Source organism: Thiomicrospira cyclica ALM1, assembly GCF_000214825.1.
GTDB lineage: Bacteria > Pseudomonadota > Gammaproteobacteria > Thiomicrospirales > Thiomicrospiraceae > Thiomicrospira > Thiomicrospira cyclica.
This window is the reverse complement of the sequence record NC_015581.1, coordinates 872,695-888,636: the sequence shown is the minus strand read 5'-3', so window position 1 is coordinate 888,636 and position 15,942 is coordinate 872,695. Positions and strand designations below refer to the sequence as shown.

Annotated in this window: 12 protein-coding genes; 6 read left to right on the top strand and 6 right to left on the bottom strand. The window is 45.9% G+C overall.

Going from position 1 to position 15,942, the window contains the following annotated elements:
* Window positions 1-13 precede the first annotated feature (13 nt).
* Window positions 14-925 carry a DMT family transporter gene (locus THICY_RS03780; RefSeq protein ID WP_013835286.1) on the top strand — a complete coding sequence of 304 codons (912 nt, stop codon included), beginning with the start codon at window positions 14-16 and terminating at the stop codon, window positions 923-925.
* A 107-nt stretch (window positions 926-1,032) separates the two neighbouring features.
* Here THICY_RS03780 and yjgA read toward each other — a convergent pair whose 3' ends face one another.
* Genes yjgA through smc form a run of 4 tightly spaced genes read right to left on the bottom strand, consistent with a single transcriptional unit; the run spans window position 1,033 to window position 8,188 of the window.
* On the bottom strand, window positions 1,033-1,578 hold the full coding sequence (yjgA, locus tag THICY_RS03775; RefSeq protein ID WP_013835284.1) for a ribosome biogenesis factor YjgA: 546 nt from the start codon (window positions 1,576-1,578) through the stop codon (window positions 1,033-1,035).
* Complete coding sequence (gene ligA, locus THICY_RS03770) at window positions 1,562-3,685, bottom strand: NAD-dependent DNA ligase LigA (protein WP_013835283.1); 2,124 nt, start codon at window positions 3,683-3,685, stop codon at window positions 1,562-1,564. Before ligA ends, yjgA begins: the two co-directional genes overlap by 17 nt.
* A 16-nt stretch (window positions 3,686-3,701) precedes the next feature.
* Window positions 3,702-4,679, bottom strand: coding sequence for a cell division protein ZipA (locus tag THICY_RS03765; RefSeq protein ID WP_013835282.1), 978 nt, complete (start codon window positions 4,677-4,679; stop codon window positions 3,702-3,704).
* A complete protein-coding gene (smc, locus tag THICY_RS03760; protein ID WP_013835281.1) occupies window positions 4,676-8,188 on the bottom strand; it encodes a chromosome segregation protein SMC in 3,513 nt (1,170 codons plus the stop codon). The genes THICY_RS03765 and smc overlap by 4 nt, the downstream gene beginning before the upstream one ends.
* 88 nt (window positions 8,189-8,276) lie before the next feature.
* On the opposite strand from smc, the gene THICY_RS03755 reads away from it, so the two are divergent.
* Together THICY_RS03755 and THICY_RS03750 are read left to right on the top strand one after the other, a co-directional pair.
* Complete coding sequence (locus tag THICY_RS03755; protein ID WP_013835280.1) at window positions 8,277-9,575, top strand: FGGY-family carbohydrate kinase; 1,299 nt, start codon at window positions 8,277-8,279, stop codon at window positions 9,573-9,575.
* Between the two features lie 12 nt (window positions 9,576-9,587).
* On the top strand, window positions 9,588-9,938 hold the full coding sequence (locus tag THICY_RS03750; RefSeq protein WP_013835279.1) for a HopJ type III effector protein: 351 nt from the start codon (window positions 9,588-9,590) through the stop codon (window positions 9,936-9,938).
* 93 nt (window positions 9,939-10,031) lie between these two features.
* On the opposite strand, the gene THICY_RS03745 is transcribed toward THICY_RS03750, so the two are convergent.
* Together THICY_RS03745 and THICY_RS03740 are read right to left on the bottom strand one after the other, a co-directional pair.
* A complete protein-coding gene (locus THICY_RS03745; protein ID WP_013835278.1) occupies window positions 10,032-11,924 on the bottom strand; it encodes a SurA N-terminal domain-containing protein in 1,893 nt (630 codons plus the stop codon).
* Window positions 11,925-11,960: 36 nt separating this feature from the next.
* Window positions 11,961-12,740, bottom strand: a complete 780-nt coding sequence (locus THICY_RS03740) for an HAD family hydrolase (protein WP_013835277.1) — start codon at window positions 12,738-12,740, stop codon at window positions 11,961-11,963.
* A gap of 228 nt (window positions 12,741-12,968) precedes the next feature.
* Between THICY_RS03740 and dksA the strand changes: the two genes are divergently transcribed.
* From dksA to THICY_RS03725, 3 genes are read left to right on the top strand one after another with little or no spacing between them, the layout of a single operon-like run.
* A complete protein-coding gene (dksA, locus tag THICY_RS03735; protein ID WP_013835276.1) occupies window positions 12,969-13,397 on the top strand; it encodes an RNA polymerase-binding protein DksA in 429 nt (142 codons plus the stop codon).
* Window positions 13,390-14,289 carry a tRNA glutamyl-Q(34) synthetase GluQRS gene (gene gluQRS / locus THICY_RS03730; RefSeq protein WP_013835275.1) on the top strand — a complete coding sequence of 300 codons (900 nt, stop codon included), beginning with the start codon at window positions 13,390-13,392 and terminating at the stop codon, window positions 14,287-14,289. The genes dksA and gluQRS overlap by 8 nt, the downstream gene beginning before the upstream one ends.
* Window positions 14,286-15,908, top strand: a complete 1,623-nt coding sequence (locus tag THICY_RS03725; protein WP_013835274.1) for a bifunctional aminoglycoside phosphotransferase/ATP-binding protein — start codon at window positions 14,286-14,288, stop codon at window positions 15,906-15,908. Before gluQRS ends, THICY_RS03725 begins: the two co-directional genes overlap by 4 nt.
* Window positions 15,909-15,942 lie beyond the last annotated feature (34 nt).

The window sequence follows — 15,942 nt, the reverse complement described above, 5'->3', positions numbered from 1 at the left end:
GCCAACTGAGCTTATGTTCCCGATTAGTCTTGCGTATTTGGTGGTAATACTTATTTGGACCACCACACCTCTTGCCATTCAATGGAGTGGTGAGTCTGACTGGTTTTTTGGGGTAGCGGCCCGATTGATCCTAAGTGCGTTAATCATACTGCCAATGATTATTGTATTTAAACAACAACGCTTTGATCTCAGCTGGTCTGCGTTTAAGGTCTATGCAGCCGCGGCAATCGGCCTATTAGGTGGCATGACACCCGTCTATTGGGCTGCTCAAACCATGCCTTCCGGATGGATCGCCTTAATTTGGGGCATGAACCCAATAGTCACGGGTTTGCTCATTTATTTTATTCTTCGAACAGAACGCCTGACACCGGCAAAATGGCTTGGAATCGGTGTTAGCTTGATCGGTTTAATGGTGCTATTTGTACCTAATCTCGAATCGGTCTCAACACAGGATTTACTCCTTCAAGGCCTGATCGTAGCCTTAATTGGCGTCTTTTTTCATTCATTAAGTACGGTACTGGTCAAAAAAACCGCTCACAATCTGCCACCCCTGCACGTCGTTACCGGTGCCCTATGGATTACCAGTATCGTATTTTTAATCATTCACCCGACCGTATTGTTGGATTGGCCGCCTTTATCAACTCGGACAAGTTGGGCTCTGGGCTATTTAATTTTGGTCGGTTCTGTCATTGGCTTTGCGCTCTATTATTATGTGCTCAAGCACTTAGATGCGTTACGTTTAGGCATGATTCCGATGATTACGCCCGTATTTGCGGTCGCTTTGGGCGTTGCCGTTAATAACGAGCAACTGAGTTTGCCCGTTATCTTTGGCGCAATATTGATCTTAGCAGGCCTGCTATTGTTTGAGTTAGAGCGGTTTTACCGGCTAATCAAACGCCGCCAGCAAACGAACTCAATTGATTAAAAACGACCCGGACGTCGCGGGCTTTTCCCCATCGCTTTGAGGATTAATTGATTAATAAAACGCATAACAAAGCGGCGTAACATCATTTTTACAAAAGGATTATTCATTTACCACTCCAAGCCTCTAAGATATTGAAAAATCGCCCGTGCCGCCTTTGGTGGCTTATTTAATTCCGCTTCTTTTTGCGCATTACGAATATGCTGACGCAATAAGGTACGATCCGCTTGTGGGAAGTCCTCTAACAACGCTGTCAGCGCATCATCACCTTCGCTTAATAAACGATCACGCCAACGCTCCAATTTCTGAAAGTGCAGGTTTTGTTTTTTTGCTCGCTCTTCCGCTTCAATCAATCGTGCTCGAATATCAGCCAATTCATCTTCATGCTGGCGTAACCACTTACCTATAAATAAGCGTTGACGCTTGATGGCAGGCCCTGCCGTCATAGTTTTTAACAGCAGTACGGCTTCCAATAATTCGGCAGGTAGCTGCATTTTTTTGATCTGGCTGTCACTAAACTCCGCCAAAGATACGCCAATATCGGTAACTTCCTGGGCGGCTAATTTTATATCTGTACGACTGGTAAATTCTTCCTGCTCCCATTCTGGAATCGGTTTTTTACGATTTACCTTGCCCACATTACGGGGTCGAACCATCTGCTGCTCCTAAAATGCGCGTTAATTCATCGGCGGTTATCACTGGCACATCCAGTGCAATAGCCTTGGTTAGTTTAGAACCGGCTTTGTCGCCGGCAATTAAAAAATCGGTATTTTTTGAGACACTACTGGTCACTTTGGCCCCCATCTGCTCCAGCAACGCAGCTAAATCCGTTCGTGACTGGCCAACAAAACTGCCGGTAATAACGAGCGTCTTATTAGTAAAAAGAGTTTCCTTTTGCGGTTGGGTCTCAGCTGTCTGTTCCGTGCTATTAGTTGGCGGCTGCCCTTGAAGAGGCGGCCATTGAATACCCGCGTTTAATAAGCCGGCAATCACCTCGCGATTGTGAGTTTGCGCAAAAAATCGTTCTATTTGTTGGGCAACAACCGGCCCCACATCGGGAATGGCTAGCAACTGGTCAGCATCCGCAGCTAACAGCCCGTCAAGTTCACCAAAGTTTCTAGCCAAGTTTTTGGCAGTCACTTCGCCAACTTCGGGAATACCTAGCGCAAAAATAAATCGGGCTAAAGTTGTTTGTTTTGAGGCCGCAATCGCATCTAGAAGATTCTGCGCTGATTTTTCAGCCATGCGCTCCAGTTTGAGTAATTCATCAAGACTAAGCTGATAAAAATCATCCGGATGTGCCACTAATTTAGCCGCAATTAGTTGACTGATCACCTTGCCGCCTAAACCCTGTATATCCATGGCTTTGCGCGATACAAAGTGCTCTAAGGCCCGTTGCTGCTGGGCGGGACAATATAATCCGCCACTACAACGATAAACGGCTTTATCGGGGTCCTTAAAGACGGCAGACTCACAAACCGGACAAGTTGGTGGCATCTCGAATGTGCGGACATTACTAGGTCGTTGATCCACTAAAGGTCCGACCACTTCTGGAATGACATCACCAGCACGTCGAACAATCACCTTATCACCTATACGGATATCCTTGCGACGAATTTCATCCAAATTATGCAAGGTGGCATTAGCAACAATAACACCACCGACGGCAACTGGCGTTAGGCGAGCAACGGGGGTTAATGCGCCGGTACGCCCCACTTGAATATCAATACCCAATAAATCAGTCCAAACCTCCTGAGCTGGAAACTTACGCGCAATGGCCCAGCGCGGAAATTTGGCGGTAAATCCCAAGGTCGCCTGTGCCGATAAATCGGCTAATTTATAAACAATACCATCAATTTCATAGCCGAGATCAGCACGCTGTTCAGCCAACTCGGTATAGTAGGTTATCATCGCATCTAGGCCAATAACCGTCCGACCAAGCGGATTTACTGGAAACCCCCACTGGGCTAATAACGACATAACACCGGCATAGTGTGTTGGCAGATCAAAAGACGGACTAATCTCTCCCCAGCCATAGCAATAAAAATCAAGTTGACGTTGTGCTGTAACTTTAGGGTCTAGCTGACGCAAACTTCCGGCAGCGGCATTGCGAGGATTCGCAAAAGGTTTATCACCTTTTGCCGCCTGTTGTTCATTGAGCTGGGCTAAGGCGGACTTCGTCATAAAAACTTCACCGCGCACCTCTAACAGCGCAGGCCAATGGTCACCCTGTAACCTTTTAGGAATCGCAGCAATCGTGCGAGCATTATGAGTGACATCTTCTCCGGTTTCACCATCGCCGCGAGTAGCCGCAGTAACCAAACGCCCGGATTCATAACGTAAACTTAAAGCTAAGCCATCCAGCTTTGGTTCTGCAAAAAAATTGAGAGCATGGGATAACTGACTAACATCCGATATGATAGATGGGTGTTGCAATTGCAACAAACGGTCTAATGCGCGCTGATAAAAAGCCGCTAGATCCTGATCATCAAAACTATTGTCTAAAGACAACATCGGTAGACTATGTTTGACGGGTCTAAAGGCTTGGTTGGCATGAAACCCGACCTGTTGCGTGGGCGATTCACTGGTTACCCAATCAGGATGAAGAGCTTCTAACGCTAAAAGCTGCTGATAGATTAAATCGTACTGAGCGTCACTAATGATTGGTTGATCATCATGGTAGTAAGCCTGATTGTGCTGGCTAATTTCAGCACAAAGTTTCAGGTAGTCTTGATGGTTTAAAGCAGCGACAGCATCCTTCATTACAAAACTTTAACCATCAAATCCGAGTCGTTTCATAGTCAAGCGCACGCTCACGCATAGCCTGAAGATCGGTCTCACGAATCATCCGACGCTCCATGTCATACATACGGCCTCGTAAACTTTGTGAAACACGGCGAGCCGTAAGAATCAACTCATCCATAGCTCTAGGTGCTTTTATATGTGTTGGCAATTGTAAAATAATCGCAATACCGGCTGTGCTGGCTCCCTCTTCCCATTCCGCTGGGAAAATGCCGGGTTCAAAAATATTAGCAACACGAAGAACCGTTTTATTATTGACCTTTTTGACAAAAATACCGGCTTCAGCATTATAAATTAAACCATTAGTTTTTAGGACCTGATCAATCGCTTTGATAGAAAACTCGTCGGCAATTGATAATACAAGAATAGCAAAAGTTTCGGGTTCGCGATTATCAAGAGGCACTTCTAACTGACTGGCTGTCTCATTATATTGATGGCGTCCATCACGCGCTTCTGGCGAATAATAGCTTTCATCCGCTGGAAACATATCATCAATTTCAATAACCTTGTGCCTAGTTTGTTGTGCTGCAGTTTGTTCCGGCGTGAGTTGTGCCGCGTAAGAGGTAGCCGCATGATCTTGTTGTCGCTCTATTTCCTCTTCAAGTTGCAGCTTTTCTTGCATATAATTAAAGGCGTCATCTTCGTTAGCTGGGTTATTAATGATCTTATTATTGGTGGGGGCTTCATGGGTACTTTTAATGCTCGGAGTCATTGGTGCTTGTTGCGTTTCAGAACTATCAGCATTGGGTTTCATGCCTGAAGAACTATCGGTATCAGAAGCGCCAAAATCCACTTTAGCCCACTGTTTTTTTATGTCTAGTGAACGAGAAGATTTGTTTCTCGGAGCCCTCTCGCGTGACTTAACCTGACGAGATGAGCGTTTTTGACTAACAAAATAAATTGCAACCACGACAACGACGGCAAAAGCCAATAAAATCCACTGCATTTCATTCATGCGTCTTCTTCTCCTATCATTTCGACGGCCTTTGCTAAATCAACACTCACCAGTCGGGATACACCCGGCTCGTTCATACTTACACCTAGCAACTGGTGCGCCATCGCCATGGTGGTTTTGTTATGAGTAATAATAATGAATTGTACCTTCTCTGATAGGCTGCTGACTAGTCCACAGAAACGAATAACATTGGAATCATCTAAAGGCGCATCGACTTCATCAAGTATACAGAAGGGAGCGGGTCGTAATTGAAAGATTGCAAAGATCAAGGCTAATGCTGTGAGGGTCTTTTCGCCACCAGACAAAAGTTGAATCCGACTATTACGTTTACCCGGTGGTTGCGCCATCACCGTTAAGCCGTCCTCTAACGGATCTTCACTCGAATTTAGCCAACTTAGCGAGGCTTTGCCGCCTTTAAAGAGTTGCGGAAATAACGCCGAAAAACCCTCATTTACCTGATTAAAACAACTCAGTAGCTGTTCACGCCCTTGCCGATCTAACTGATCAATAACCTGTTCCAGTTCGTCAATCGACTCACTAATATCAGTTACGTTGGTGTTTAATTCATCTAATCGTGCCGCCACGTCATCCCGTTCGTCAATTGCAGTCATATTCACATTACCTAGGGATTGGAGCCGTTTTTTTGCTTCACGTAACTGAGTCTCCAACTGCGATAGAGATAGATTAGCGATTTCTGCTGGTTGCGTCATACTGGGTAACGCTAGACCTTCTTGTTGAATTTGATTACTTAGAAACTGGAGTTGCTGTTGCTGATTTGCTAGCGCCTGTTGCGTTGTGTCCAGTTGATGTTGGCAACTTTGATAGGCTTGCTGAGTTGTTTGCGCTGTTTGCTCTGCGACCTCAACCTCGGCTTCAGATTGCGCTAAAACCTGCTCTAATGCGGCTAAGGACTCAGCCATATCGACCAATTGTTGTTCCTGAGCAAGTAACTCTTCAGGTGGCAAAACCTCAGTTGGCAACACGGTTACATCTAATTGTGACAAGCCAGCCCTTGCCTGCTCCAACTGTTGTTGAGATTGGGTTTCTTGCTTGTGCAGTTGTGCCAGTTGTTGCTCGATAGAAGCTTTGTCGGTTAAGAGCTGTTTGAGTTGTACCTCTAGACGTTGTTGTTGCTGGAGTAATGGTGCTTGGGTCTGCTCTAGTTGTTGACACAAAACCTGTTGTTGATCAAAGTCTGCTTGAACTTGATCCAGTAATTCATAGTCTGCCTCTAGTTGCACATCCAGCTGGTCAAATTCTTGTTGCAAAGCCGCTATTTGTTCGGAGGATTGCTGGCGCTGCAATTCAAAACGTTGTTGCTGTTGAAGTAAAGATTGCTGGCGCTGTTGCTCTTTTATATGCTGTTGTTCGAGGATTTGATATTGATCTTGCCAAACCGGCAACTGGGCTTGCATAGCTTGCCAGGCCTGCTGCTGCTCTGCTAGTTCCGCATCTAATAGTTGCAGTTGTGTCTGAGCTTGATTGTAAGCCGCTTCTAATACGGGTAATTGTCGCGCTAATTCAGCTATTTCATCCGCTCGCGCCAAATAAATAGCCCCCTCACCTTCATAAGCGGCTTGCCAGGCCTGCGGGTAATAGAGATGCCCTTGTTGATCAATAATGACTTGTCCTGGCGCTAATAAAGACAGTTGCTCAGTGAGCGATAGCGCCAGATCACGCCGCTGGATAGTATTGGCTAACGAGCGTAACGCTTCCGGTGCCTGAATAACCTCGGCTAAACTTCCAGACACAGTTTTATCGAGTGATGCATTTGGCCAAAGCATAAAAGGAATAGACTCTGGCACAGATGATATATCGGTTAATAATTCAACTGGATTAGTCGATAACAACCAACCATGAATACGCGGCCCAAGCCATGCAGTGACTGCCTGCTGCCAAGCGGGATCAACATCCAGCTCATTTAATAACCATTGGTAGTCGCCTTCCAGAGCCTGTTCAGCAATCTGCGCTTGCGCTTTGTCCTGCCAGCTTTGCTGTAGACTGGCTAAGGCATCGTGTTGGGCTTGCATTGTCTGCCAGGCCTGCTGAGCCTCTTTTAAAGATTGTTGACCGTTTTTTTGAACCGTAAGTGCCGCTTGAACACCCGCAGACAGCGATGCAAGTTGCTCTTCTCCGATACGAATACGTTCCGCTAATGTCGCTAAAGCCTCATCAACGGTTGCTTGCTCATCCTCTTGCTGGTCGAGCGGATTATCTGCCAACCAGGCCTGCTGCTGTTCGGCTTGCGCCAGCTGACGTCCAAGCGCCTGCTTACGCCACTCCATCTCAGTGGTTTGCCGTTGTAGTTGCTGGAGGTGTTTATCGGCTTGATTTTTTTCGAATAGCAAATGGGCATGCTGGGATACCAGTTCTTCAAGCTGATCTGCTAGCTCGGCGAGCACATCCTGCTGGGAATCTATATCTAAGGCTAATTCACTGGCCAATTCCGTTAAAGCTATGCGGTTTTGCGCTAAGGCACTCAGCGAATCTGTCGCTTGTTGTTGCTGGTCTTGAAGGTGCTGGCGTAGTTGCTGATGTTGTTGTGACTGCTGATTTGAAAACTCATGCTGTTGCTGTAAGCGGCTAACCGCTTTATCCAATTGATGATAGGCTTGGGTTTGACTTTGCCAGGCCTGTAAATTGCTTTGTCGAGCCTGTTTCGCCGACACCCAAGTGATTTGTGCGTTATCCCAAGCCTGCTTTGCGGAACTAAAATCAGCTTGATAGCGTCGTAAATCATCACCCAAGTCCGCCAACTTATTTAGGGTTTGATACCATTTAGCTTGATATACCTGCCAGGTTAATCGCTTAATCTCGGCTTGCAGACTCTGAAAAACCTGAGCTTGCTCGGCTTGCTTAGCTAGGTGTTGATGCTGCTGTTCAAGCTCGTCTTGAAGTAAGCTAAGCTGGTTTAAATTCTCTTGTGCTTTATTCAATCGAGCTAGGGTTTCTTTACGTCGCTGACGATAACCCGCAATGCCAGCCACTTCTTCTATGTAATGACGTAAATCATCTGGCTTGGCCTCTATAATGCGACTAATCGATCCCTGACCGATCAATGCATAACTGCGTGGCCCTAATCCCGTACCATTAAATAAATCCAAAACATCGCGACGGCGGCAAGGTTGATTATTTAAATAGTAACGAGTGCCCTCTTCACGGTGATGAACCCGTTTAACCGCAATCTCGTTCAAATGACCAAATGGCCCTGCCAGCAGAGGTTCATTTGAGACCGATGTTTGCGCAGAATCACGTTCAAAAAACAACTCCACACTGCATTGACTCACCGGTGCGCGCTGATCACTGCCACTAAACAACACATCATTCATTTCGCCGCCGCGTAATTCACGTGCAGAACTTTCTCCCATAACCCAACGCACCGCATCCAGACTATTGGATTTACCACAGCCGTTGGGTCCGACTATCGCGGTCAATGCATGCCCCAACTGCAACTTGGTAGGCTCTACAAACGATTTAAAACCAACAATTTTGATCTGAGATAAGCGCATGGGTTATTAAAAAACAGACACGATTGAATTAATAATACTGGGATTATAATAGGCTTTTATATTTTGCATAGGTTTTTGAACTTATCTTATGACCCAACCACTTATCTTAGGCCTAGATATGGGCACATCGGGCTTTCGAGCCGATCTCGTTAGAGGCAAACAACGCATTTTTAGTGCGCAACAAGCCCGCATGAGTGAGCATGCAAGCCGCCTTGGTTGCAAACAAACTGAACAATCAAGCCAGGACTGGTTAAGCATGTTAGATGGCTTATTTGCACAGTTAACGGATTTTCTACCACAGGTGAATGCCCTGATTGCCGATGGAACCTCCAGCACACTTGTTGGGGTTGATGCCTATCAACGTGTTATCGAACCAGCGATTATGTACAATGATAGTCGTGCGCTTAAACAAGCCGCATCCTATCAAGCGCTGCTCGATCCGGACTCTCCCGCGCAAGGCGCCCAATCCAGTCTTGCTAAAGCCTTATGGTTGACAGAAAACACCTCTGCAACACAAATTTGGCATCAACTAGATTGGCTCTACGCCCATTTGTTAGCAGAACCCAACCAATTAACAAAAACCAAACAATCAACCTACTCTGATATCAACACCCAGCTAAAAATGGGCGTTGATCTCCAACACTTGTCTTGGCCAGATGCGATTCAAACTCTTGCTAAATGGCCACTCGCTCAACCAGTATTACCCGGCCAATTACTTGGCTCGACCAGTTTGACAGCACAAAAACGGTGGGACTTGCCAGCTAACTGCCAAATTTATGCAGGCACAACCGATAGTATCGCTAGCTTTCTAGCCACACCAGCGTCACAACCGGGCGACCTAGTCATTTCACTGGGGTCAACACTGGCTTTTAAACTCATCAGCAAGCAGCCCCATGCATCAGCACAGCATGGCATTTACAGTCATCGCCTAGGTGATACCTGGTTGGTTGGTGGGGCATCCAATGCGGGCGGCGCTGTTTATCAACAACGCTTTTTACCCGAAAAACTCAGCCAACTCAGTCAGCAACTCGCTGGCATCAGTAACCCGCAACTGGCTCGTTATCCTTTAACACAGGTCGGTGAGCGCTTTCCTATTGCGGACTCGCGGTTTCCCGCAAGTCGATTTGATGATTTAACGGATGAGATGGCTTTTATAAGTATCACCGAAGGTTTGGTCGCGCTAGAACAAGCCGCCTATGACCAATTCCATAAAATGGGCTTGCCGATTAAGCGTATCTTTAGCATCGGTGGCGGACTGCGTAACCAGGCCTGGCAATTACGTCGGATGGCACAATTTGGTGATACACTAGCGCCCTTACCAGACCCAGACGCTCCAACTAATACGGCTGCGTTTGGGGTAACCCGTTTAATTACTGACCATTTTTAAAAAGGAGTCGCTATGTCCATCCTATCGCCCGATGCTCTAATACAGAAACTAACACAAGGCCCGGTAGCCTTTAAAGACGTTATGGCAACGATTGATCACTATTACGACTTTACCCCTACGACCTTTAGCAACGGCTCACAACATAACGAAGCCGGTCAAAATAATGGCTCATGCAAAATATTTGCCTTCGCTAAGCGCCATGGTTTAAGCCAACAAGCAACGTTAAATGCGTTTGGCAATTTTTACACGCAGGATGTTCTGGGTCACCCAAGCGGTACCGATCATCAAAACATTCGTCAATTCATGCAGGTGGGTTGGGATGACGTAAAGTTTAGTGGTGAGCCATTAGCGCCAAAAGCTTAGTTTTGCGATTATTCGGCCATAAAAAAACCCCAATAATTGGAATATCCAACTATTGGGGTAATCCTAACTAGCACCTTGTAAAGGTGCGCGTAATTATCGCAAACTTAGGTAATTAGATTTCCGATCGATTTTAGCCGTTAGTCGCAAGCTCGCCATTAAGGACTCGACTTCTGCGGTTTGATAAGTTTCCAGTAAAATCTGCTCAACTTGCGCAAGTAAACGCGGGTTATCAGCTTGGTCACTGCGGCCAATTTCATTCACTCTAACCAAAACACTATCGCCAGTAACGAGTTGAACCTTATTCCAAGTAGGTTGGTCCGCAACAGGTTTAGCGGCAGCAAAGGCTGCCGCCGTAATTTGTGGCAAAATTTGCTGGTTTTCTCGTTCGATCCAACCTACCGGATGCCATTCAACGCCCTCGCCGATCAAGGTTTCTACGGCAACGCCCTCATTGATTTGTGCCAGTAATTGATCGGCACGCTCTGCCGAACGCGCGATACTAAACTCTCGAACCAACTGACGCTCGATATCGGCACGAACTTCCTCAAGTGGTTGTAAACGAGACGGTTGATGTTCCGCAATACGAACGACTACCGTTTCATTTGGGCCCACTTCAATGGGCGCCGAATTTAATCTTTGCTGTAGCACATCTTCAGAAAACGCCGCTTCCATAACGGTTCGACGCGAAGTGATCGTCTCACGCCCACCATCACGGGTGACCATCCGAGTGGTTGCCACAGTTAAATTTAACTGCTCAACAATCGGCTCCAGACTGTCTGGTTGCTCAAAAGCAATTTGTGTCATCTGCTCCAACAACTCAAAATAAACCCGCTCTGCCTGCTCTAGACGCACCTGAGCAACAACATCGTCGCGAATCTCATCTAAGCCTGGTAATTGCATGGGTTTAACATCGGTTAACTTAATCAAGTGAAAACCAAATTCAGTTTCTACCGGCTCACTTACTTCCCCCATCGCCAGATTAAATACCGCTTGGTCAAACTCATCAACCATCATGCCGGCTTCAAAGAAATCAAGATCACCGCCCTGACGAGCCGAACCTGGATCTTCTGAATAGGTCTGTGCAAGCTCTGCAAAATCTTCACCATCCGCTAGACGCTGTTTTAATTCAGCCAGCTTCGCCAGCGTTTCGTCACCACGATTCATCATCAAGATGTGACTGGCACGACGCTGTTCTGGTACCGCAAATAGGCGTTGATTTAGCTCAAAATAGTCAGCTACTTGACGTTCAGTCACCTCAACATCTTTAGCAATTTCGGCAAGTGACAAGGTCACATACGCAAGGGAAACTCGCTCAGGTTGAATATACTCATCCTCATTAGCCGCATAGAATTGTGCAATCTGCTCATCAGTGATAGCAACGTCTTTATTAAACACGCGCTGATCAACACGCACGTAATCTACGTGACGTGTTTGAGTTTGAAGATCTAGTAAAGCTTGTTTTTCAAATGGAAAAACAGGGGTGGAACTTGCGAGTAAATTTTGAAATTGACCCTCAAGTAAAAAATTGCGTTGATCACGTTCAAAGCTCGCTGGCGTAAAGCCATTACGGGCTAACAAGTCTTGATAAAGACGCTGAGAAAAAACCCCATCTTCATAAAATACATCGGCACCTTGAATAACAGCCGCTAATTGCGCATCTGATATGACCACTCGATTATCCAATGCCCACTGGCGAATCAAGGCACTTGTAATCAGGCTTTCTAGCACCTGCTCGCGCAACACTTCATCATCGACCACCTGATCAAACATATCGCCAAACTGCTGACGAAGTCGAATACGCTGGGTATTGTATACCTGCATAAATTCGGTCGCACTGATTTTTTCGCCATTGACTTCGGCAACGACTACGATTCGGTCGCCCGTTGCGTACTGGTCAATCCCCCATAACGCAAATGGAACAATCAACACAATTACAATTGCCCAAGCAACCCAACCCTGAACCTTTTCTCTTATTGCCAGTAACATGCAAACTCCCTGTTGCCTTGTTAGAAATCGTTTAATTTATGCCTGATGCAAATAGCGTAGTAAGCTGACATCAACATAGGTCGCATTCACATTTGAAGATACCCTGCCGCCCAACACCTTGAAGGGCTTTAAAGGTTCACCAAGTTGGTCTAATATCCACGCCGCGCCGGTAAAATCTTCATGCGCTGTGTAATCGTTGATGGTAATAAGTGTTTTCAATCGACTATCTAAAGCGGATTTTAAGCCATTGCGTGAATCTTCAAATGCCATTGACTCACTAGGATTTATTTTCATTTGCGCCATTGCCCAAAGATAAATATCGGGTGCCGGTTTTTTTGCCGGCACTATATCACCAGCTGCAATCACTTCAAACCATTTAATCGCATCACGCCCCAGGGTACTTTTTAGCAATGCCGTTACGTTTTCGGGCGTTGTCGTAGTTACTATCGCCAAACGCATCCCCGCGGTTAAGGATTCGTCTAATAAACGCTCAACACCGGGGCGAAGTGGAATTTTACCTTCCGCCATAAGCTGCATATAACGATCGGTTTTAGCCAGGTGCAAACCTTTTACAAAATTATCTAAGTCGGCTGGCGCACTAAACTGTTGATTAAATTCTGACAAGTAAAATTTAATCCGCTCTTTGCCACCGGTGACTTTTAAAAGTTTGCCATAAAGCGCCTCATCCCAGCTCCAATCCAGGCCAGAATCACTAAATGCTTGATTAAACGCAACGCGGTGACCCTCTTTTTCAGTATCGGCTAGGGTACCGTCAACGTCAAACAAGAGTGCAGATAATTTGGTTGCTGATGCCATAAAACACCTCATAAAATCAAATGCGCTAATGATAGCAAAAATAGCCGCTAAAAACCCAAATTTACTATCAAATGCTAGGCTATTAATCTATATTTAATCTTTTTATAACTTGTGCAAACCCAGTAAACCTGATATAAATCCCGTTTAATTTTTAGGGATTAAGGCTGTTTCCTGACTTAATCCGCTTTTTATAGTCGCTTTTCCTTGTGTATGTAGGAGTGCTCTAGCATGGAACTAAATAGTACATTTATTGAAGATTATCCAACTTATGTACCGGAACCCGGTGAAGAATATATGAGTACGCGTATGAAGGAGCATTTCAGACTAAAGCTTTTGGCTTGGAAAAAACAACTCATGGCGGAAGCTGAGTCCACTGTCAGCCATCTTCGTACGGATTCATCAACACCGGCTGATCCTAATGATCGCGCTACTCAAGAAGAAGAGTTTGCCCTAGAACTTCGTACTCGTGATCGTGAACGCAAATTGATTGCTAAAATTGACAAGTCCCTGAAAGACATTGAAACGGGCGACTATGGTTATTGCAAAATCAGTGGCGAAGAAATTGGCTTAGCTCGTATGGAAGCACGTCCAACGGCTACTTTAACGGTAGAAATGAAACGTCAACAAGAAATTCGCGAAAAACAAGGCGTTGCCTAATCCATTGTATGTAGGGCGGTTTGCGCCCTCGCCCTCTGGTCCACTTCATCTCGGTTCGCTAATTGCAGCGATCATTTCTTATTGCGATGCAAAACACCATCAAGGCCTCTGGCGATTGCGTATCGACGACCTTGATACCCCACGTGTGCAACCTAATGCCATAACCCAACAACTAGAACAATTAAAGGCATTTGGGCTTACTTGGGACGGTGATATCTATTATCAATCAGAGCACCTCGACGACTATCATAAGGCTTTAAAGCTATTACAAGCCAACCAGGCCTGCTATGCCTGTCATTGCACGCGGCAAATGATTCGTGATCGACAACAAGGGGACGTGACTTATGACAATTATTGCCGCAATAAAAAGCAGCCTTTTGATCTTAAACACGCTTGGCGCTTAAAGCTGCCGACGACATCTAATAGCTGGCATGACGCTTGGTGTGGTGCGCAACAGCCCCTTACGCCATCTGAAGACCCGGTTATTTGGCGACGCGATCAAATTTTTGGCTATCATCTTGCCTGTGCTTGGGATGAACTGGCAATGGGCATTACTCATGTTGTCCGCGGACAAGATTTATTAGCGGCCAGTTGGCCACAGCGCTGGTTACGTCAACAGTGGCAGACCAGCGCTCCCGCGCTGATTTTTAAACACCATCCCTTATTATTTGATCTAACAGGTACGAAATTGAGCAAGTCGGCTAACAGCCCAGCCGTGTGGCCCAATCAAGGTGCGCTATTTAAAATTGCGGAGATTTTTGGCGTGGCTTCACAGCTGAATGCTACAATGCCTGACAGTGAAATCTTAGCCGTCATTCAAGCTAATTGGACTCACATCACCGCGCACTACTTGACTCATAACAATAAAAACTCGATCACAACAGTAATATGACCTGCTCCCAAACTAACATCATACTTTGGCTATCTCAACCGGAAAACTATCCCGATCTCGTTGATCAGGTGCAACTGGTACAAACCCATATTTCCTGTGTTTTTTTGACGGGTCAATATGCCTATAAATTAAAAAAAGCCGTCACCTTTGAATTTTTAGATTTCAGTCAACTCGAACAACGAGCGCACTTCTGTCAATTGGAAATTGAGCTGAATCGGCGTAGTGCGCCAGAACTCTACCTTGAGCGAATCAGTGTTTATTGCAATCGACTAACCTATGAACTGAATATAGATCCAACCTGCGCACAACACCAGGATTGGCAAGTAGTGGATTATTTGGTCAAAATGCGTCAGTTTAACCCCGAGCAACTGCTAAGTCGCGAGATCAAAAACCACCCATTTGCTTTTAAACGCGTGACCCAACTGGCACAGCAAATAGCCCATTTTCACAGTCAAGCTGATCGATGCTATTCACCGGTTTTTTGGGGCTCTGCCGAATGCGTGTTGCAACCAATGCTGGCTAATTTTCCAAGTTTACAGGCTTTATTTACTCAGCTCATTGCGCAGCAAAAATTATCACAACACACACTTACACGTTTAAAACTGTTAGCGCAGCACACCTGTGCACAACACACACTTATTGCTCCTTTGCTAACTCAGCGCCAGGAACAAGGCTTTGTCCGGGCTTGTCATGGCGATTTGCACCTCGATAATATTACGATCTACAATAACCAGGTAATACTCTTCGATGGTATTGAGTTTAATGAGCAATTTCGCTTTATTGATGTCATCTCAGATTTGGCTTTTTTACTCACCGACCTAGATGCTAACCAGTGTCAATTAACCAGTAAACAACTACTCAATCAATATCTAATCGCAACAGGGGATTATGCCGCCCTAAGCCTATTAAACTTTTATCAAACCTATCGTGCGATGGTACGTGCCAAAATTACAGGTTTACGTTTTGAACAGCTTGACCCCAATACACGAGAGGCAAAAAATACGTTTGCACAGGTCATGGGCTATCTTGAACTGGCTGAATCCTATGCTTTCCCAGCGCAACAAGCACCTAAACTGATCGTAATGCAAGGTATATCAGGTAGCGGGAAAAGCTTTTTAGCCAATGAATTAGCCAAGCTAACTGGCGCCATCTGGATAAATTCAGACCGCGAGCGCAAACGTTGGTTTGGCATAGCGGCTACAGAGCGTATGTCTGGCGAACAGCACAAAAAACTGTATAGTTCTGAGGCCAATGAGGCGACCTATCAAAGCCTTTATGAGGCCTGCTCCGCCTCTCTGCAAGCAGGGCGTGATACTATTGTCGATGCCACCTTTCTAGCCAAGGCGAGCCGTCAGCGATTCCGTGACTTAGCAACGCGTTTTCAAGCCGACTATGCCATAGTATCACTGACCCCTAACCCGGATTTAGCCCAAACACGTATTACTGAACGCATTGCTCACCAACAGGATGCCTCAGACGCTACCATTGCAGTTATGCAACGCCAAATTGCTCATTTTGAAGCCCCTGATGCTGACGAACCGGCTTTTATTTTTGATCAGTCTGACCCGCGTAGCTCACAAACTTGGATAGATTTAGTGGCTTGGTTTAGTCGCGACTAGCGCTCGAGTTTGCTAGAATGGAGCCCTTTTGAAT